This is a genomic window from Paenibacillus sp. FSL H7-0442 (assembly GCF_038593105.1).
Classification (GTDB): Bacteria; Bacillota; Bacilli; order Paenibacillales; family Paenibacillaceae; genus Paenibacillus; species Paenibacillus polymyxa_D.
Genome location: NZ_CP151963.1, coordinates 2823442 through 2843461 on the forward strand (window position 1 = coordinate 2823442; position 20020 = coordinate 2843461).

Genomic DNA, 20020 nt, shown 5'->3' on the forward strand with positions numbered 1-20020 from the left:
TACGAATGGGGTATGCACAAATGATCAAGAAACTTTGCATTCCTCCGTTTGGAAACGTTTCATTCATATTCTCCCTTCTTCATGACTATTCATCTTTGTACAAGGAGAGCATTTCGAAATGAGGTATCGATGTTCGCAAGTATAACAAGTTTCGAAGGAGGCTCGAGAATGAGGAAAGTCAAAAGAGGAAAATGTTGGATATCGGGAATGGTTATATGGGCTATGGTGCTCCAGCTTGTTGTTCCGGGAATCTCTGTCGCGTCCGAAAATAGAACTGTTGCTGGAGAAACGCTCATTCCTAAGAATGATGTGAAATCATCGGTTACGGATGCGATTTATCAAATCAAGAATATTCCTAAGAATGACATGGGATTGTCAGTTACAGATTCAGTCTATCAAATCCGGAATCCTGGATTTGAAACAGGAGATTTGACGGGATGGACCGTTATCAAAGGCGATGCGTTCGGTCCGAATAGCGTAACCGACGAAACGACTTGGTGGGCAGAAAAAATACCGTATAACCAGGAAGGAGCTTATCATTTAAACGGCTGGAAGTATGACGAATCTGCGACAGGTGTACTTCGTTCCAGCACTTTCGAGCTGGGCGGAAGCGGCTGGATCAGCTTCAAGCTTGGCGGTGCAAAGAACCCAGACAAGGTATTTATAAATATTGTGGAAGTCGATACGGGACAAGTTATTGCCCGATACGGAAATAGCGCATTCGCCGACGTTGGCTTCCCGGATCCTGCGCAGGGCATGCGGCTTGCCAATATGGTGCAATACAAGGCGGATCTTTCCACACAATTGGGCAAGAAACTGTATGTGGAGGTCGTCGATAATGCAACCTCGGATTGGGGAGTCATTTTTGCGGACGCATTCTCCATGTACCATGAGTCGGAGCCAGCTGAAGGAATTGTTGCGACGGATATCAAGCCGGATTTCAAGCGCTATGAAATCGATAATCCAAGCTTTGAAACCGGAAATCTCGATGGCTGGACGGTTGAGGAAGATGCTTTTGAAGTGACTGATGAAGCTCATGCGAGCAAAGAAGGGAACTTTTATGCCAAATCCTCCCTGCAAAGAAAGGGCTCCATCACTTCTAATACTTTCACGCTTCAGGGAACCGGAACAATTAATTTTACTGTTTTGGATATCCTCAAACCGGAAAATGCATATGTTGCACTTTTCGATGCGAACAGCAACACATTGCTTATGAAAACCGGGAATGTCAGCGCGAACGAGAAAATCTCATGGAAAGTGCAAGAACACTACAACAAGAAGCTCTATGTAAAGGTTGTCGATCATTCCAATGAAGCCAGCATTGCCGTTGATAGTTTCCAAGCAAGTGGTAGGGGGACTATTTTCTACTTAAACCTTGATGAAGGCGCAGGAAAGAAAGCGTTGGAGAAAGTACACAATCTTAGGCACGATGTGAACTATGTATTTAACAACGCCAGGTATATGGCATCGAAGGATCCGAGATGGACTCCGCGTGGAATAAAAGGCGGCGCCTTATTGTTCGATGGATACTCGAATTATATTGAGGTCAATGCAAACGTTACTGTGCCTGTAAGCGACGCGTTAACCATCGAAGCTTGGGTTGCACCGCGTAGCTATGAGTGGGGAGACGGAAACAAGCTGTCTGCGATCGTAAACCAATCCGACCAGGATAAAGCGGAAGGCTTTTCTCTTGGTATGTATCGGCACGGTACATGGTCGATGCAAGTAGGCATCGGCGGTCAGTGGATTCAGGTATGGGTAAAGGATCACCCGTTGGAAAAATACAAGTGGAATTATGTGGCCGCTACTTTCAGTAAAGAAGATGGAAAAATTAAGTTATATCTAAACGGTGAGGAAGTGGCTTCCCAAGCAACCCCCGTCAACGTTCCGATCACACCATCTACCGAAAGCCTGATCATCGGGAAAAATAATAAACCTGTAGAGTTAGCAGGGGTGTTCTCCTTCAATATGTTCAGCGGACTCCTAGATGAAGTGAAGCTGCATAATAAAGCCCTTACGAACCAGGAGATACTTGCTGGATATGAGAGCGTGAAGGCGCTTCATGGAGGTTCAATTCCGAAAATTCCGAATGCGGACATTGATGAGGATCCAAGTGTGTTTGACGGAGATCAGCACCGACCCCAGTACCACGCGATGCCTCCGCAAAACTGGATGAATGAAGCACATGCACCGATTTACTATAACGGCAAATACCATTTATTTTATCAACATAACCCGCAAGGTCCATTCTGGCATCAAATCCACTGGGGGCATTGGGTGAGTGACGATATGGTGAACTGGGAAAATGTAAGACCTGCTCTTGCGCCCGAAGCGGGCACCCTAGATCCGGACGGCACGTGGTCAGGCAGTGCAGCGTATGATCGAAACGGCAATCCTGTTCTGTTCTATACCGCTGGCAACGACTCCTTGTCGCCGAACCAAAGAACAGGGTTGGCAACTCCGGCGGATTTGTCCGATCCCTATTTGGAAAAATGGGAGAAATATCCTAAACCGGTAACGGAGCAGAACGGAAAAGGCATCCACAACGAGTTCCGCGATCCGTTTGTATGGTACGACAAAGAGGTGGACAAGTGGTATCAGTTAGTGACATCTGGTCTTCCAGACTTCAGCAGCGGCACAGCTTTGGTGTATGTATCCGATGATATGTACAATTGGAAATATAAGGGGCCGTTATACGTTAGTGACAGAAGCCGTTATCCGGAGTTGGGTACGGTATGGGAGCTACCAGTGTTATTGCCGTTAGGCACGGATAGTACGGGCAAGCAAAAATATATTTTCATGATTAATCCCCATGAAAAGCCGGAGCATGTTCCTCCAGCGAACGATGTGCAAAGAGATGTTGAGGTCTTTTACTGGATCGGGACCTGGGACCGGGATAACTTTAAATTTATTCCTGATCAGGAGGCACCCTCCAAAATGGATGTAGGTGACGGCTATTTAACCGCAGAGAGCGGTCTGGTCACACCCGACGGAAGAACGGTCGTATTCTCTATGGTGCAAAATGTAAGAACACCGCAAGCCGAATATCAATCTGGATGGGCTCATAATTTATCTTTGCCGGTTTCCCTAAGCCTCGATAAGCATGATAAATTGCATATCGAACCGATTAAAGAACTGCAGAGCCTTCGAGGGGAAAAATGGGTTGATTTTTCGGACAAAAATTTGGAGAGTGCCAATCAATTGATTAAGAATGTCAAAGGCGACATGCTAGAGATTGTGATGGAGATTGATCCGCGTGAAGCCCAGAAATTTGGTCTCAAGGTGCGACGCTCGGAAAAAGGCCAAGAAGAGACGCTCATTTACTACGACAAGAAGAACGGGACGTTTAATGTGGATCGAACCAAGAGCAGCATTGATCCGGATGTGCGTGTAGACGGCATTCAAGGAGGATATGTAGATCTTGAAGGAGAGAACTTGAAACTCCATATCTTTCTTGATCGCTCGGTCATTGAAGCCTTTGCAAATTACAAGAAGAAGCTGACAACTCGTGTCTATGTAGGCAGATACGACTCCTTAGGCTTACAGATCTGGGCCGATGGCGATATCAATATCAAATCCATGCAAGTATGGGATATGAATGCCTTAACGGGTAAACCGGCTGCTCCGGTCTATGTACCCGATAAGTGGGATAATTCTGTGTATAAGGATATTACAGAGCTGCCTAACCATGATTTTGCTACGGGCGACTTAACAGGATGGATGACGGAAGGAGACGCCTTCCAGAATGTCCATGTGACCAATACCCAGTTCTTCTGGGACAACATTTTCTTCAACCCGTCGCATAAAATTCCGGGCAGCTACCATTTGTGGGGCTTCAACGAGCAAGCCGGCGGCGACAGCTTAACAGGAGCGCTAAGATCTCAAAATTTCGTCCTTGGTGGGAACGGTAAGATCAACTTCCTTATCAGCGGAGGCCGGGATATAGATCGTCTGTATGTTGCGCTGGTTCGGGCGTCGGACGACAAAGAGTTATTTAAAGAGACAGCGACCAATTATGAGGAATATCAACGTAAGATTTGGGATGCGACGGATTATATCGGGGAGGAGCTTTATATAAAGGTGGTTGACCACTCCAAAGGCGGGTTTGGACATATTAACGTCGATGATTTTAATGTACCTGTTCAGGTAAAGAAGAAAACTAACAACTGACTCTTGTTAATACAGAATACCCGTGAGTCCTGTAGTCACTCCAAGCAAATCGAATAGTCAAATAGCTTATCATTCGAAATGGCATCGGTATTGTATCTGATTCTGGAATTGAGCTTTTGATTCATATTGGCATTAATACAGTAAAATTAAAAGGACAGCATTTCAAACCTGTAGTGAGGGAAAACGACCAAATTACGATTGGTAACAAATTGGTTGAGTTTGATTTGAAGCAAATCGTAGCTGCAGGCTATGATCCAACAGTAATGATCGTTGTTACGAATTCATTTAATTATGATCAGGTCCAAGTCAATTTTGAAAATCCAAACTCGAATCAATTGTTACTATTAACTTCTGAAGAAGCTAAAGGATGATATCCTTCATTCAGTGGATTAATGAAATATGATCCTATAGAAACCGTATCCGCTAGAAGGCTGCGGTTTCTATAAGTTTATTACACAGTATGGTTTGTTCTCGTTAATATGGTGCTCTAAAATGTAGGATATTTTCGATAACTTTCGATGGCAGGTTAAGTAAGATTAAACCTCTGTCTTGAAATCCGGATAAATTCGGATATAGCTGCAGTTTCATAAGTATCTTTACGACGTATGAATAGAGTCGGAACTTTATAGAATTCTTCCGAGATTTCTTGAGATCGCAAGTTATATTGAACCGTGGCTCTTTCAACCACCGAGCGAGGTAAAAGGGATACTCCGAGACCAGCATGAATACATCCAAGGATTCCTTCCAATGTTCCGAACTCCATGATCTTAGCAGGAATAATTCCTTGCAAATGTAACCAATCCTCGAGTTTTCGTCGGTATGAACACCCAACACGAAATACTAGTAAAGTCAGATTTTGCAAATGTTCAGGCTGATCTATTGAGGGGAATTGTCCTCCCGATATAAGCGCAAGTTCCTCAACCCCTACCTCAGTAATATCGAGCTCAGCATGATCAACTGGCGCAGCTACGAAAGCTCCGTCCAACTCGTATTTCAACACTAAATGGATAAGTTCTTCCGTCGTTCCAGTTTTTAATGCCAAATCCACCTCTGGATAGGATTTATGGTAATCAGTGAGAATAGATGGTAGGCGAATCGCAGCTGTGGTTTCAGGCGATCCGATCCGAAGCGGGCCTCTTGGGATCGAGTTATCTGCCACGACTCGTTCTGCCTCTTGAGTAAGAAAGACAATTTTCTCAGCATAGGACTTGAGTGTCTCTCCGGATGTTGTGAGCCGAACCCCTTGCCGGCCACGACGAAATAACGCTGTTTTCAGTTTCTTTTCAAGCTGCTGGATACGGATGCTTATACTCGACTGAACATATTCCATTTTTTCGGCTGCTTTGGTAATGCTTCCTTCGTTCGCAACCGCCAGAAAAATCTGCAAGTCTCGGATGTCCACCGTCATTCCTCCATTTAATTATTGATAATTTTGATATTACAAATCGTATAAATTCATTTTACACGATATTTGTGAGGAGTTACAATTAGTTTAGTGAGCGGCAGGTCTTATGAAGAAAACAGGAGGTTATAGTATGAGGGCCTATCATTCATTAGAGATAGAAGGATTAAACGTATTTTATCGTGAGGCTGGTAATCCCACCAAGCCAGTCATTTTATTGCTTCATGGCTTTCCATCCGCAAGTCATATGTTTAGAGAGCTAATACCTATTTTAGAAAAAGACTACTATTTAATTGCTCCTGATTATCCGGGGTTTGGGAATTCCTCATCACCTGACAGAGAAGATTTCCAGTATACATTTGACCATATTACTGAAATTATCGAAACTTTCATCGATAAACTAGGGCTTACTAAATATGCGTTATATGTCTTTGACTACGGAGCCCCTATTGGCTTTCGCATTGCCAAGCACCATCCAGAACGTGTAACAGCAATAATAAGCCAAAATGGCAACATTTATCGTGAAGGACTAGGAGGAAAATGGGCGGCACGAGAAGATTATTGGCGTTATCCTACACAAGAAAAAAGGGAAAGTTATAGGACAGCATTTGCGCCTAACACAATCAAGGGCCAATATGTTGATGGAACAAAGGAAAGCCAAGTTTCCCCAGATGGCTATACTCTTGATATTGCTTATATGTCCCGGCAGGGAAATGATGAGAAACAATTGGATTTAATTTTCGATTACCAAAATAATGTAAAAATGTACCCGGAATTTCAACAATATCTCCGTGAATATCAGCCGCCCTTGCTAGCAGTCTGGGGTGAAAATGATGTTTCCTTTATTCCGGCTGGTGCTGAGGCTTTTAAGAAAGATTTACCTAAAGCCGAGATTCATTTATTAGATACTGGGCACTTTGCATTGGAAACACATGCATATGAAATTGGAGAACTAATGTTGGATTTTTTAGGAAAACAATAGAATTTGAAGATTCAAAAGTTGGTAAATCCCGGATGGTTTCTACCGTCATTTCTTGTTATAGGAATTGATTTTTTTAATGTTAACTAGGATTTATGTTCATATTAATTGATGTATTGAGAGGTAAATTGAATTTAGAAGGGTGACAGGTCAGTCTCATGGAGAATTCAGGAGCTAAAAATGCGAAATTGTTTAATTCCACAAAGACCATGATCGGTGGTTTAGTTATGCTCATTATTGCAATGGGAATCGGACGTTTTTCATATACTTCCATACTTCCATTGATGCAATCACAAGCTCATCTATCCGCTACGGAATCCGGATATTTGGCAGGGAGTAATAACTTGGGTTACCTTATCGCTGCCTTTGGTGCAGGTTTCATAACCTGGGGATCCCGAAGAGCCTATCATCTTCGGATGCAATTGGTACTCTGCATCATTTTAACGGGACTTATGGGAATCCTTCATCATTTTTATGGTGGATGATTTTGCGCTTTCTTGCTGGAATTAGCAGCGGCCTTATTTTCGTTCTATCATCAAGTTTAGTGTTGGACGCGTTGTTTTCAGATAAGCGTGAGAAATGGGTAGGTATATTTTACGGAGGAGTTGGCGTTGGTATTGTTTTAGTTGGTTTACTTACGCCTTTTCTTAGCATTTTCACTTGGAGGGGGCCTTGGATCGGCCTTTTGATCATTAGTATCATCCTTATCATACCCGTTTGGTCATTTATCCACGATAAAGAGCCGAAACCTATAACTCAAAATGCTGAATCCCTGAGTTCATCAGCGGAAAATCCATCTATTTTCGGCTGGCTACTTATTGCTTATGGACTCGAGGGGTTAGGTTATATTGTAAGCGCGACGTTTCTTGTAGCAATGGTTAAGCAAATGCCTCATATGTCGATTTTTGCTGACTTTAGCTGGATTATCGTTGGGATAGCGGCGGTACCATCAACAGTGATCTGGTCCTGGTGGGCGAGTAAAGTCGGTTACATCAAACCATTGATTATTGCGCTTATCCTGCAGGCTGTTGGGGTCATACTGCCGGTATGGCTTCCCAATATATTCGGCGTGACGTTAGGATCTGTCCTTTTTGGAGGCACTTTTATGGGCATTTCCATGCTTGCTCTCGCCGCGGCTCGTATGTCTAGACCATCCAGTGGTAGTAGAGCAATTGCTTTGATGACAGGATTTTATGGCATAGGTCAAATACTCGGTCCAATCGGAGCCGGAATCGTGTTGGAAATGGCGCATAGCTACAACCTATCACTACTTCTTGCCGCTTTGGTGCTTGTTGTTGCTGCTATAATATCGCTATCCGGTGCAGTCATTTCAAGTCAAAAAGGAGCGGTAGGAAATTTAAACCATGCTCACATTCATCCTGGTCAAGAGCTTAGTTAGATCCTGGGCAGTTTGCTTTGGAATCAGATACAAATGGAATTGGTGAATTGATTCCTTATTGGAGGAATAAAAAATGCAAATAGGTTTTTTTGATTCTGGTATTGGAGGCATTACTGTATTGCATGATACATTAAAAGTTTTACCTAATGAAGATTATATGTATTACGCAGATACATTAAATGTTCCATATGGGCACAAAACGAAAGATGAAGTTAAAAAGTATGTTTTAAACGCTATAGAATTTATTAGCCAGCAAAAAGTAAAAGCGATAGTGATTGCTTGTAATACTGCCACAAGCACAGCAATCGAAGAAATAAGGAGAAAATACAGTATTCCAATCATTGGTATGGAGCCTGCCGTAAAACCAGCTGTTAAATCAAAAAAAAATATAGATAAACGAGTTTTAGTAACTGCTACTGCTTTGACTCTAAGGGAAGAAAGACTTCAAAATCTTATTACTAAATTAGATAACGAACATGTTGTTGATTTATTACCTCTTCCGAAATTACTTCAGTTTGCAGAAAGTTTTGAGTTTAACGAGCAAATAGTGCTGCCTTATCTTCAAGAACAATTATCTATATATGATTTAAGTAAGTATGAAACTATTGTTTTAGGATGTACTCACTTTTCTTACTATAAAGATATATTTAGAAAATTATTTTCATCGGATGTTAATATAATTGATGGAAATAATGGTACTGCAAAAAATCTAAAAAAAGCACTGGAAGAAATGAATTCTTTAGATGAAGGCAACGGTAATATTTCTTTCTATTGTTCAGGGATCAAAGTCGAGGATAAGGCTAAATTAAAAGAGTTTAATAAACTGTTCAAAAGATTGGATGCTATTAACGAATATAATTGAAAAGTCTGAGATTTTATTATCATTGATTATTGCGCTGATCCTGCAAGTCGTTGGTGTCATGCTGCCAGTATGACCTTCCCAATATATTCGGCATGAGGTTAGGGTCTGTCCTTTTTTGGAGGCACGAGTTCGTCTAATTTTCAATAAAAGGAGGTTTTTAAAGGTGTTTGAGACTGATTTGACGCGTGCTCTTAAAATTCGATACCCGATTTTTCAAGCGCCGATGGCTGGTGGCGTTTCGACGCCCGAATTAGTAGAGGCTGTTTCAAATGCCGGTGGGCTAGGCAACCTAGGGGCGGATACTTAACACCGGAGCAGCTCCGTAGCGAGATCCAAAAGATCAAGCAACGAACGGACCAGCCTTTTGGAGTAAACTTGTTTGTGACTGAGCAATCAGAAGATTCGGAAGAAGCAATTTACCGGATGACAGATTATCTGAATAAATACCGCATCAAACTTGGCACTGCTCAAAATCCATCTCTTATGAAGTTTTCAGAATCATTTGAGGAGCAGCTACAGGTAGTGTTGGAGGAGCGTGTACCTGTATTTAGTTTCACTTTTGGCGTACCATCCCAAGACGTGATCCAAACCATGAAACAGCATGGAATATTCATCATTGGAACTGCAACAACTGTTGATGAAGCCAAGCAATTGGAAGCAGCTGGCGCAGATGCAATTGTGGCTCAAGGGAGCGAAGCAGGCGGGCATAGGGGGACCTTCATGAAAGACCCTTCCCATGCTTTGATAGGCACTATGGCTACTGTTCCGCAGATCGTTGACCATGTGTTGATCCCGGTCATCGCAGCAGGGGGAATCATGGATGGGCGGGGACTTGTAGCAAGCCTTACATTAGGAGCCGCTGCAGTACAGATGGGCACTGCGTTTCTAGCCTGCCCCGAGAGCGGCGCCCATGAAACGTACAAACAGAAAATCCTCTCGTCAAATGAGGACTCCACTGAAATTACACGTGCTTACTCTGGAAGAGCTTCAAGAGGCATTCAAACAAAATTTATGATTGACATGCATCAGTACCCAGGAACAATCCCGGCTTACCCCATTCAAAACGCGATGACCCGGGACATTCGCCAAGCGGCTGCAAAAGCGAACAACCCCGAGTACATGTCACTTTGGGCGGGACAGGGTCTTCGGTTAGCAGGCGACCAACCTGCCGCTTCAATTGTAAAACAAACCATCGATCAAGCCAGTGTTCTTGTCCGGAAATTTTCTTTTATTAGAATGGTTGATAATAAATAGGGAAAAATAATTTTTATTAAAGGGAGGAAGTTAAAATGCCATTACTTCGTTTTGATCTTATTAAAGGACGAGATAAAGCAAGCCTGAAAAAACTTTTGGATGTTGCCCACCAAGTTGTTGTGGAAGCTTTTGACGTTCCTGAGCGAGATCGTTACCAAATCATTCACGAACACCCGGCGGACCATATGATTATTGAGGATACTGGGCTAGGATTTAACCGTACCGATAGTCTAGTTATTCTCTCCATAATAAGCAAAGCCCGGCCAAAAGAGAAGAAACAAAAGCTCTATTCCTTGCTGGCTGAAAGGTTAGAAGCTGAATGCGGCATCGCACCAACCGATTTAATGGTATCTATTGTTGAAAATAATGATGATGATTGGAGTTTTGGACTGGGGGAGGCACAATTTTTGACCGGTAAGTTAAGCTGATTCAATGCTAGTCGTTTCGATCTTAATCGGTAATATCTCTAATTCTAATCGCCCTTCAACTGGCCTAGTAGGCTAGTTGAAGGGCGATTTCCATGAGGTTTGGTATTGAGATGGTAAAATAGGCTTATGGATGGTCCAAAATTACAATTACATCCAATCATTCTGATGTGTAACAACCCAATTCATAGTAAGTATTATTGTTGTAATCAAAGCTTTTAATCACGTCAAGACCAAGCTTTTTGGTGTGGGCAGCGTATGATCTGTGATTGATGTGGTTTATAAAAGTTATCAATATCGGATATTTTTTACTCATTTGCATTCTGGAAAAATCAAAAACCTTTCGGAGTACTACCGTCCCCCTGTAATCCATATCAATGCAAATTGGCCCATACTGATAAGTGTTTTCAGTAGAAAGCGTAGTTCCCTTATATTCTGTATCTTTCAAATCGTCAATCATAAATTGAAAAAAAGGCCACTTAGCCCAATACTTCCATGAGGCAGCCATCACATAAGCAACAATCTTCTGGTCATGACATGCAATCGTAATTCCATTTTCTTTTTCAATTAATTCCTTAAATTGTTCTTCTGTAAATAAGGTTGTTACGAAGCCATCAGGTTTGTCTTTTTCACTAATGGTTGTAATGTGATATTTTTTTTGTAATTCCACTATAGCAGATATATCATCAACAGTAGCGTTTCTATAAATCATTGTTATCCTCCTATATGAAATGAGCTTAAAAAAACTTTACTTCAGCATTCGACATATTGCAACCATTTTAAGTTGTAGGTTTTTGCGAGAGGAAGGCTACACTATGATCAGGAGAGCGTTAACAGGGGGAGAGCGACTGGAATTTCTATTATCCTACCTGTCTTACAAGGGAACATTGGAAAAGTTTTTTAACAATTTTCCCAGGAGGGAGAGGATTTTCAGATCGACCCACTGCAGATTAGTGTAGCCCCTGACGAATAAGTAAATGGAGTTAGTTATTAGATCGCGGCGGGTAAAAGAAAATAAAGTTTTAGACTGACGATGCTTCATTAAGCTAACGGGCAAAATTTCAATGCTAAGTGTATAATTTAGAAGACGTAAAGAATCTAATTTGGAGGCTTCTATGATTAGAGATCTTTGGTTTACAGTGCAACGGATTGATGATAATACATACGCAATTAGTGAATACGGACATTGGGAGAAAGTACATTCATTTTTATTATTGGGAGATCAAGAAGGGGTATTAATTGATACAGGGCTTGGGATTGATAGTATCAAAAGAATAACAGAGCAGTTGACATCTTTACCTCTAAAAGTTATTACGACACATGTCCACACTGACCACATAGGTAACCATGGCGAATTTGAACGGATCTTTGTCCATAAAGGAGATGAAGACTGGCTAATTAACGGGATTCAAGGCTTAACAATAGAGCAAATCAGGAAGAATATTAGAAGAGATATAACCTTGCCTACTCCAGAAAGGTTTAATCCGGATACATACCAACCCTTTAAAGGAAAGCCGACAGGTTTGTTGAAGGATGGTGATATATTCGATCTAGGGGACAGAAGATTAATTATATATCACACTCCAGGACATTCTCCTGGCCATATTTCAGTTTTCGATGAAACAAAAGGGTATTTATTTACTGGCGATCTGCTCTATGATGAAGTGCCAATATATGCCTTTTATCCTTCAACGAACCCTGTCGATTTAGTGAATTCATTAGAAAAGATTGCAAGAATACCCAACGTCAAAATGGTATACGGTTCTCACAATACATTAGGACTTAATCCAATAATTTTAGATGAAGTAAAAATTGCAGTTAAATTTCTGAGGGAACATGATCTCGTCAAATTTGGAACTGGGATTCATAAATTCAACGGATTTAGTGTTCAGTTCTAATAATCTTGTCAAACTAACGGGAAACGTTAGCTCAATAAAATAGCGACAGTCTAGGACTTTATTTCGTGTTATTAGGTCAATCAGAGATTTCTGGTTGGCCTTTTTTCTTAGGCACCATATGATGGCGGTAGCCGAGAGAACGTTGACTTTATTGGGGCGGGCCCGTCGTGAAAACAGTTCTCTCACTGCCCTCAATGACCATGTTTGAGCTGGTTGAGACAGGGATCTCGTATCACAAGCGAAGCTATGAGGGAACCATCGTGGGAGTGGCCGCAACTTTAATATTAGGGAGTGTGTTATGGAGCCGGTTGTAGGATTAGATGTGGATTAGTTTCCTATTTTAATACGCGAGGAGTGCAAGCATTTTATAATCAATCCACTTCAAACTAAACGTGCGAGAAACACGCAACTACGAAAAGTAAAAACCGACACTGCAGATGTCAAAAGATTGAATTTATCAATAAATAGGCAAAATGAATAAAGTCCCTGGACTCTTAATGCGATGTGCATGCGGACCGGGGACTTGCTATGTGAAATACACAATATAAGCAATTTGCTTATCTTTTAAAAAACACTTATAAACACTTAACAAAAAGCGTGTAATCGCTTATGATGAATATAGGGAAAGGGGGAGGGGTTATATTTACCAAGAGGAACGACTTTTAAAAATTATGGAGTATCTCCAAAGCCGTAACCAATTATCAAATTCGGAAATTTGCGATTTATTGAACATCTCGAGAGATACGGCAAGAAGGGATATTATTAAGCTTGTTCATGAAGGGGGGGTTATCAGAACCCATGGAGGTATTGCCTTACCCTTATTAAAAGAAGAAATAAGAGCCTATAAGGAACGTGTAACCTCAGCAACAAAGCAAAAGATGCTTATTGCAAAAGCAGCTTCTGAGCATATCGCTGACGGAGATGTATGCTTCATGGATGTATCGACTACCATTCAACTGCTCTGTGGGCAATTGGACAAGAATCTGACGGTTTACACACACTCGTTGGATAATGCAGAAGCTTTATCAGCAAAAAGTGAAATTAACATAAATTTGCTCGGGGGCAAATTTAATCATGAAAACCGTTTTTTTTATGACTACGACACGGCTATGCAGTTGAACGATGTTTTTTTTGACAAAGCTTTTTTAGGAGCTGCCGCCATTATGGAAGACGGAGTGTATTTTGCGAACCGTGATGATGCTTTAGTTAAAAAGCTGGTATCGAGGCGTGCCAGAGAAGTATTTTTACTTGCCGATTTCAAAAAATTTAATTTAACAAGCCCGTTTAAAGGTCTGAATTTTTCCGAAATTGATATTCTAATTACAAATCAGGATGCCCCGAAGCATTCATTGCTGATGTTGCAGGATAGCGGAGTAGAAGTTATCAAGGTGCTTGAGGAAGAAAAGTGATAAAAAATCGCAAGGGAGCATGGGCCATGATACAAGCAATCTTTAGCGATATTGACGGGACGTTGTTAAATTCAAAACATCAAATTACATTCGACACCAAAAATACAATCCAAAAGGTTGTGGGAGGAAATATCCCTTTTGTACTCGTTTCAGCGAGAATGCCAAGCAGCATTTTTCCTCTTCAGCAAGAGCTCAATATTAACGCTCCCGTCATTTGTTATAGCGGTGGTCTAATATTGGGCTGTAATAGGGAAATCCTCCATAGCATCTGTTTATCGAAAAAGAGCATTAAACAAATATACGATATTGTATCGGATCATTATCCTTCTATTAGTTTTAACTTATATGGCTATGACCAGTGGATCGTTGATAACACTCAAAATCCTTGGGTAATTCAGGAAGCGGGAATTATTAATGGCTCTCCCATACAGAGGGTGCTTTCCTCATATATAGAAGAAGATCATGATACTCACAAAATTTTATGCATGGGACCTCCCGAAGACGTTGAGCGGCTTGTACAACAAATCAAAAATGAAGTTACTGGTATCAGTGTCTATAAATCCAAGGGAACCTATCTGGAAATTATGGATGAGATGGTGTCCAAATCGTATGCCATTCAGGAACTCGAGGGGATATTTAATATTACTTATCGTGAATCGATGGCCATTGGAGACAACTATAATGACATGGATATGATTTTGTACGCAGGCCTAGGAATTGCAATGGGGAATGCGCCAGAGGAAGTTAAGAAAATTGCCGACTGGGTCACATTGAGTAATGATGAAGACGGTTTGAAAATAGGCTTGGAGAAATACATTTTGTCCGTTTGAAATGATCCAGTGACATTGTATATCCAAACACCAAAAAACTGTAGGCATTAGAAATAGAACAGAGGGGGACACATAACCCTGAGGATACTGAGTTTGTATCTTCTCGGTCTGCGAGTGACGAGAACGGTAGAAAAAGAAAAGCAGAGTGAGACGACAAAAAGAGATCAACGTGTTCCGACCGTTGATCTCTTTTTTGTTGTGCTCAATCAGCACGACAGATTACAAAAGAGATGAGGAAAGTTAGGTTGGGAGTTTGGTCGTCTGGATTTGTAGTGAAGAGCTTATTTACCTGTAATGCAGAAGAGCAGAAGGGATTAGCGATGCACGTTCTTATTATGCGCATCAAAAATCTAGTTTAATGAATATATAAGTATACTAAATATCACATTCACATAGGAAATCATACGAAAAGGTCCCTAAATATCCATTTTTCATCAGTAAGATCAGAAAATAATTTGGCAAAGTTCATTTACTTCTAGATGGAGGTGAGTTGCATTTTGTTTTAGGTGTGTTTTTAAATAATCTTCTCCAGCTAATTGACAATTTATCATTTGTCGGGTGACAAGAACATTGTTACATTCCCGATAGGATTTCATCGACGGCGACAGAGGCCCTTTTATTAAACTAAAGGGCAGGATAGTCAATTTTTTCACAAATACTTTACATTTGAAAGAAATTTGCGAAATTCGTAGATAAGAGGTTATGAGAAAGTAATGTAAAATAGATATTAATTGTAATTTGCAAGAAATATGTCGTACCGTTCGGCACAATAGCATGCAGCGCTTCCATGAGCTTGAGTGAGGAAACTAAATCATTTCCAGGGAACTTAATGATTAAGTGGATCAATTCGAAAGATCCCAGGAAATAAAGAAATGATCTCGCCAAATTTGGAACTGGGATTCATAAATTCAACGGATTAGCATTCAGTTCTAATAATCTTGTCCAACTCACGGGAAACGTTAGTTCAATAAAATAGCGACAGTCAGTAAGAAGTTCTCTTGTTTTCAACTATCCATTCCCCTTTATATATTAATACCAATTACAAAAAAGTCCCAAAAACAAATGTTTTTGAGACTGGGTTAAAAACCAAGTATTCTTGTTTACTAACTGGTACCCTATGCTACATATTCATTTTTTCCTGCGCCTATACCCGTGATAAAGATAATAACAGAAGTTAAAACTAACATCAGTAAGGAAGTATTCCAATTATGTGTCACATCATGCAACCATCCAAATAAGACAGGGCCGATAGCAGACAAAAGATAACCTAATGATTGAGCCATACCGGATAATTCTGCTGCCCCATTCGTATCTTGAGTACGTAAACTAAAAAACATCATAGCTAAACTAAAGGCAAATCCCACTCCAATTCCAACCATAATTATCCATATTGGAATAAGGATCGTGCTTCCGTGTAAGATACCGAATACCCCTCCAATAAGCAAGACGACTGAAACCAGTACTAATGAATGCTGCTTCTTTAAACGTCCAGCTAAAATAGAGACAATAAACGTAGTAGGAAGCATAGCAAATTGCATTAAAGACAACATCCAGCCAGCTGCATGAGTGTTCAGCCCTTTTTGTTCAAGAATTTCAGGAAGCCACGTTATCATGGTATAAAAGATTAAGGATTGAAAACCCATAAATAACGTGACATTCCATGCTAGTTTAGAATGCCATAAGTTTATAGATTTAACTTTCTTTTTAGTTTGTACAAATCTAATAGATTTATGTTGATTTTGTATTAGTGGTAACCAAAAGAAAAGTGTAAGAAGAGATAAGATTCCCCAGCATCCGAGACCTCCTGACCATCCTAACCCTGATAATGAGGAGATGGAAATACTTATACCGGATCCAATAGCTCCACATAAATTCATAGAGACTATATAAATCCCTGTTATCATTCCTACATTTTGTGCAAAGTTATGTTTAATAAGACTGGGGAGTAATACATTACCAATGGCAATACATGAACCAATTAAGATTGTTCCTATAAATAAGGTTATTACACCACCAAAAGAACGTATTCCAAATCCAATGGTTAATAAGATTAAAGAAATAAATAGGATAAACTCCGTACTAAAACGTTGAGCTAACTTAGGGGCAAAAGGGGATAAGAATGCAAAAGTAAGTAAAGGTACTGTAGTTATTGTCCCTGCTAGTATATTAGATATGCCTAAACTGTCACGTATAGAATTTATTAGTGGACCCACTGATGTTAGTGGGGCTCTGAGATTGGCTCCCATTAGGATGATACCTATAATAAGTAATCCTATTCTAGGCTTTAGATCCGGTTTCGGTTGTCCTAGTTGATTGGTTTTTTGTGAAATACCCATGATCGCTATAGATCCTCCGTATTTAATACTAAAGCTTTTCTAAATTAGGTAATCAATTCATTTATTGTTTGGATTGCCACACTTCCATATTGTTCCACAATAGTAACCGTAAAGCAGAGAACATAATAAAATGTTGTTTTCTACTTGACGGTTACTTTTAAACATTTTAATTAAATTAAGCGAATTTTTGGACTTCCCCCGTTAGTTAATAGGAGAACGACAAGCTCCTACTTTTATACCTAAAGAATTATAGTGATTTTTTATGTTTATGATGGCTTGACCACTTGTAACTTTATTAATTAATTGTTTTATCTTCCAAAGGTCTACTGGTTTATTCATTAATAAGTCATTAAAAATTTGTTTGATTTCTTGTGGGTAAACATTTCCTACCATACTAGAAAGTCCATTACATCCATTCATTATCTTTTCTATAAGATTTACATCTCCACCAGCGAACATGATGAAATCATCTGGTAAGTCAGTATTATGGTGACGTTTGGCATCACTCTCTTCTTTAAGTCCTACAAGGTTAGAGTACTTCTGGTTAATAACAGTCTTTAATGATTCAGCACTTAGCTCAAATCCTGTTCGGAAAGGATTATTATAAAGGACAACGTTTTTGGTGGTATGTTGTAGCAGCTCATTGATATAAGAAATAGCTTGTTGTTGTGTCGGCTGAATGTAAGGTGGAAACTGAATTAGAATAGAATCAAAAACAGATTCCTCAAGCTTTTTAACCAGTTTTATTGCATTTCTTGTTGTTGTAGCTGATACGCCAAACATCAGTTCAACATTTTCAAATTTTTGTTGATTAAAATAATCAATAATATGGATACGCTCTTCAATGCTCATTGAATTTTGTTCGCCTGTCGTAGCAGACACAAGTAGTGAATCTATCCCGTTATCTGTTAAATGTTTAACAATAGGATTGAATCCTTCTAAATATAAGCTCTCATCATCACGAAAGGGAGTTGGAATAGCAACATTAAAATTTTTCATCAGTTATATCCTCCAGTGTATATACATTACAAGAACTAATTTGTACATAAGGTCAAATACTAAATCCTTTCAGATAATTTTTAAAAGGTATATTTGAATGACTAAATTGTTCTATGTTCATGTTGTTTAAAGTTTGGTTACATTCTTCAGGCCAAAAGTATTAACCAATCTTTTCTAGTTATTCTTTATTTGTGTATCTGGTTTGACTATGTGACGAGGTGTACTACCCACCGGTTTCTCTAAAAACCAAGTGCCCATTGAAGTAAGAACCGGTACATTTTGAAACGTGTAAATAATAGCATCCTCTGTTTGCTAAGTGTTGCAATGCTCATGAGCAGAGCAAGGAGGAGCTAAGAATAGGTCGCCTTTTTTCAATTCAATCTTTTCTCCATCCACGATAATATAACCCTCGCCCTGAAATACTAGATTGAGAGCTACATTAGTATGACGATGAGCTTTATTATGCCCACCAGGTTTAAAAATTTGGACGACTACTTTCATAGTTGATGAAGTTCCATGCGTATCCCCTGTATGATTATGAATGAGTGACAATGTTCCACGGCCACTTTAAAGAAAGCCTTCCGATACAGATTAATTGAGTAATGGATAAATGTCTTTCCATTTCCATGAACATGCTCGAACGGCAGGCTTACTACTCTTTATTAAAAACTCACTGTAGTAGATAATCTCTGTTTTTTGACTACCCATCTTATCACCCCCACAAAATTTTTACACAGTTTAAAGAATTTATACTTTTAGGATTAAATGGATCTCTGTGCAACTAATAGTCTAAGACAGTTCAATCAATAGTACAATTCAATTATTTATATAATAACCATAGGTTTAACCTATGATATAATGTGTAATATCTAAGATTGTTTATAGTATTCCTATTGAAATTCATGTTAATAAACTTGCAAAATGTAAAGGTAGGAACTATTACCGTTTAAATCAGGAGGCTTAAGAATGGAGTTAAGACAACTTGAATATTTTTACGCTGTGTGCCAAGAGCTACATTTTACAAGAGCAGCAGAAAAGGTAGGGATTTCTCAACCTTCTTTAAGTCAACAAATTCGTTTGTTAGAACATGAAATTGGCACACTTTTATTTGATCGCATTGGTAAAAAGACGGCTCTTACGGAATCAGGGGAATTACTCTTAAAGTATACACGTAACATTTTTCATGAACTGGAACAGGCAAAAACCTCAATAGATGAACTAAATGGCCTTCAAAGAGGAACCATTTCTATAGGCACCTTGTTAACCGTTGAAAATTACCTCATTCCGCCCACATTACGTAGTTTTCATCATCTATATCCTGGTGTTAAGATATCTGTGTTTGGATTACGTACTGGGGATATTCAAAAACAATTGTTAGAAAATAAGCTGGATATAGGCATTGTTTTTTTACCTATGAAAGGGGATGAATTAGAAACCATTTCTTTATATAGAGAGGAAATGGCGTTTGCAGTGCCTGTTGGACACCCGTTAGAGAATCAGGATAAATTAGGTATAGAAGTCTTGCAAACAACACCTTCCATCTTACTTCCTGAACAATATTTTATAAGACAGCTTATAAATAAAGCTTGTAAAGATGTGGGGTTTATTCCAGAACCGGTCTTTGAAATTACAACCATGCAATCTTTAATTAATATGGTTATAGATAGGATAGGGGTAACTATATTACCGCGACCTTACTTAGAGTACCTTAACCATCCTCGTATCAGAATTATTCCCATTTTAAATGTTAATCTTGCTCGATATATAGGAATTATCTACAGGAAAGATAAATACCTGAGTGCTGCGACACGTATTTTTATTAATACTCTAAAAGAGACTTCACTCCATTTGACTCAGAATTTTATGAAAGGCACTGATTAAACAGTCCACTCATTTTATTAATCTTTATTTATATACTACTGGACATATAAAAGAAAGAAGCTACGACGGTCAGTTCTTTTTTGGTTTGGAAAAGTCAGAGGGAATAGCTTCAGGTGCTATTAATATGTAAAGAACGGAAAAGTCACCCTTTCAAAAATAATAAGGTCACCTTGAAT

At 39.6% G+C, this 20020-nt stretch carries 14 protein-coding genes and 2 pseudogenes; 11 read left to right on the forward strand and 5 right to left on the reverse strand.

Annotated elements, in window-relative coordinates; all coding sequences use genetic code 11:
- The first annotated feature begins 168 nt into the window (after positions 1-168).
- Positions 169-4170, forward strand: a complete 4002-nt coding sequence (locus tag MHH57_RS12360) for a GH32 C-terminal domain-containing protein (RefSeq protein ID WP_342435138.1) — start codon at positions 169-171, stop codon at positions 4168-4170.
- Positions 4171-4259: 89 nt separating this feature from the next.
- The gene (locus MHH57_RS12365; RefSeq protein ID WP_340933924.1) at positions 4260-4541 is read left to right on the forward strand and encodes a PTS glucose transporter subunit IIA; all 282 of its coding nucleotides are present in this window, start codon (positions 4260-4262) and stop codon (positions 4539-4541) included.
- Positions 4542-4696: 155 nt separating this feature from the next.
- On the opposite strand, the gene MHH57_RS12370 is transcribed toward MHH57_RS12365, so the two are convergent.
- Positions 4697-5572: a LysR family transcriptional regulator gene (locus MHH57_RS12370; protein ID WP_341070841.1), complete on the reverse strand. Its 876-nt coding sequence runs from the start codon at positions 5570-5572 to the stop codon at positions 4697-4699.
- Between the two features lie 133 nt (positions 5573-5705).
- Between MHH57_RS12370 and MHH57_RS12375 the strand changes: the two genes are divergently transcribed.
- The 5 genes and pseudogenes from MHH57_RS12375 (at position 5706) to MHH57_RS12395 (ending at position 10494) form a co-directional block, all read left to right on the forward strand.
- Positions 5706-6554: an alpha/beta hydrolase gene (locus tag MHH57_RS12375; protein ID WP_340932238.1), complete on the forward strand. Its 849-nt coding sequence runs from the start codon at positions 5706-5708 to the stop codon at positions 6552-6554.
- A 281-nt stretch (positions 6555-6835) separates the two neighbouring features.
- A pseudogene (locus MHH57_RS12380) lies at positions 6836-7950 on the forward strand (YbfB/YjiJ family MFS transporter).
- Between the two features lie 73 nt (positions 7951-8023).
- Complete coding sequence (gene murI, locus MHH57_RS12385) at positions 8024-8812, forward strand: glutamate racemase (RefSeq protein ID WP_342435139.1); 789 nt, start codon at positions 8024-8026, stop codon at positions 8810-8812.
- Between the two features lie 163 nt (positions 8813-8975).
- Positions 8976-10066, forward strand: a pseudogene (locus MHH57_RS12390) (DUF561 domain-containing protein).
- 35 nt (positions 10067-10101) lie between these two features.
- Positions 10102-10494 (forward strand): tautomerase family protein, encoded by a 393-nt coding sequence (locus tag MHH57_RS12395; RefSeq protein WP_029515243.1) that lies wholly within the window; start codon positions 10102-10104, stop codon positions 10492-10494.
- A gap of 157 nt (positions 10495-10651) precedes the next feature.
- Here MHH57_RS12395 and MHH57_RS12400 read toward each other — a convergent pair whose 3' ends face one another.
- Complete coding sequence (locus MHH57_RS12400; protein WP_029515242.1) at positions 10652-11203, reverse strand: GNAT family acetyltransferase; 552 nt, start codon at positions 11201-11203, stop codon at positions 10652-10654.
- Positions 11204-11606: 403 nt separating this feature from the next.
- On the opposite strand from MHH57_RS12400, the gene MHH57_RS12405 reads away from it, so the two are divergent.
- The 3 genes from MHH57_RS12405 to MHH57_RS12415 all read left to right on the forward strand — a co-directional run bounded on the left by MHH57_RS12405 (position 11607) and on the right by MHH57_RS12415 (position 14628).
- The gene (locus tag MHH57_RS12405) at positions 11607-12389 is read left to right on the forward strand and encodes an MBL fold metallo-hydrolase (RefSeq protein ID WP_341070843.1); all 783 of its coding nucleotides are present in this window, start codon (positions 11607-11609) and stop codon (positions 12387-12389) included.
- A 668-nt stretch (positions 12390-13057) separates the two neighbouring features.
- The gene (locus tag MHH57_RS12410) at positions 13058-13798 is read left to right on the forward strand and encodes a DeoR/GlpR family DNA-binding transcription regulator (protein WP_340957565.1); all 741 of its coding nucleotides are present in this window, start codon (positions 13058-13060) and stop codon (positions 13796-13798) included.
- 26 nt (positions 13799-13824) lie between these two features.
- Positions 13825-14628 carry a Cof-type HAD-IIB family hydrolase gene (locus tag MHH57_RS12415; RefSeq protein ID WP_318628277.1) on the forward strand — a complete coding sequence of 268 codons (804 nt, stop codon included), beginning with the start codon at positions 13825-13827 and terminating at the stop codon, positions 14626-14628.
- A gap of 1115 nt (positions 14629-15743) precedes the next feature.
- On the opposite strand, the gene MHH57_RS12420 is transcribed toward MHH57_RS12415, so the two are convergent.
- The 3 genes from MHH57_RS12420 to MHH57_RS12430 all read right to left on the reverse strand — a co-directional run bounded on the left by MHH57_RS12420 (position 15744) and on the right by MHH57_RS12430 (position 18464).
- Positions 15744-16964, reverse strand: coding sequence for an MFS transporter (locus MHH57_RS12420; protein ID WP_341070846.1), 1221 nt, complete (start codon positions 16962-16964; stop codon positions 15744-15746).
- Positions 16965-17165: 201 nt separating this feature from the next.
- Positions 17166-17963 (reverse strand): dihydrodipicolinate synthase family protein, encoded by a 798-nt coding sequence (locus MHH57_RS12425; protein WP_029515236.1) that lies wholly within the window; start codon positions 17961-17963, stop codon positions 17166-17168.
- Between the two features lie 312 nt (positions 17964-18275).
- Positions 18276-18464: a cupin domain-containing protein gene (locus tag MHH57_RS12430; RefSeq protein WP_318627357.1), complete on the reverse strand. Its 189-nt coding sequence runs from the start codon at positions 18462-18464 to the stop codon at positions 18276-18278.
- Between the two features lie 465 nt (positions 18465-18929).
- Between MHH57_RS12430 and MHH57_RS12435 the strand changes: the two genes are divergently transcribed.
- Entirely contained in the window at positions 18930-19844 is a 915-nt protein-coding gene (locus MHH57_RS12435; RefSeq protein ID WP_029515234.1) for a LysR substrate-binding domain-containing protein, read from the forward strand.
- The last annotated feature ends 176 nt before the right edge of the window (positions 19845-20020 follow it).

Coding starts and splice junctions, on each gene's coding strand:
- MHH57_RS12430 (WP_318627357.1), bottom strand. CDS start 18,464: ATGAAAGTAGTCGTCCAAATTTTTAAACCTGGTGGGCATAATAAAGCT.
- MHH57_RS12395 (WP_029515243.1), top strand. CDS start 10,102: ATGCCATTACTTCGTTTTGATCTTATTAAAGGACGAGATAAAGCAAGC.
- MHH57_RS12435 (WP_029515234.1), top strand. CDS start 18,930: ATGGAGTTAAGACAACTTGAATATTTTTACGCTGTGTGCCAAGAGCTA.
- MHH57_RS12415 (WP_318628277.1), top strand. CDS start 13,825: ATGATACAAGCAATCTTTAGCGATATTGACGGGACGTTGTTAAATTCA.
- MHH57_RS12425 (WP_029515236.1), bottom strand. CDS start 17,963: ATGAAAAATTTTAATGTTGCTATTCCAACTCCCTTTCGTGATGATGAG.
- MHH57_RS12375 (WP_340932238.1), top strand. CDS start 5,706: ATGAGGGCCTATCATTCATTAGAGATAGAAGGATTAAACGTATTTTAT.
- MHH57_RS12360 (WP_342435138.1), top strand. CDS start 169: ATGAGGAAAGTCAAAAGAGGAAAATGTTGGATATCGGGAATGGTTATA.
- murI (WP_342435139.1), top strand. CDS start 8,024: ATGCAAATAGGTTTTTTTGATTCTGGTATTGGAGGCATTACTGTATTG.
- MHH57_RS12400 (WP_029515242.1), bottom strand. CDS start 11,203: ATGATTTATAGAAACGCTACTGTTGATGATATATCTGCTATAGTGGAA.
- MHH57_RS12405 (WP_341070843.1), top strand. CDS start 11,607: ATGATTAGAGATCTTTGGTTTACAGTGCAACGGATTGATGATAATACA.
- MHH57_RS12420 (WP_341070846.1), bottom strand. CDS start 16,964: ATGGGTATTTCACAAAAAACCAATCAACTAGGACAACCGAAACCGGAT.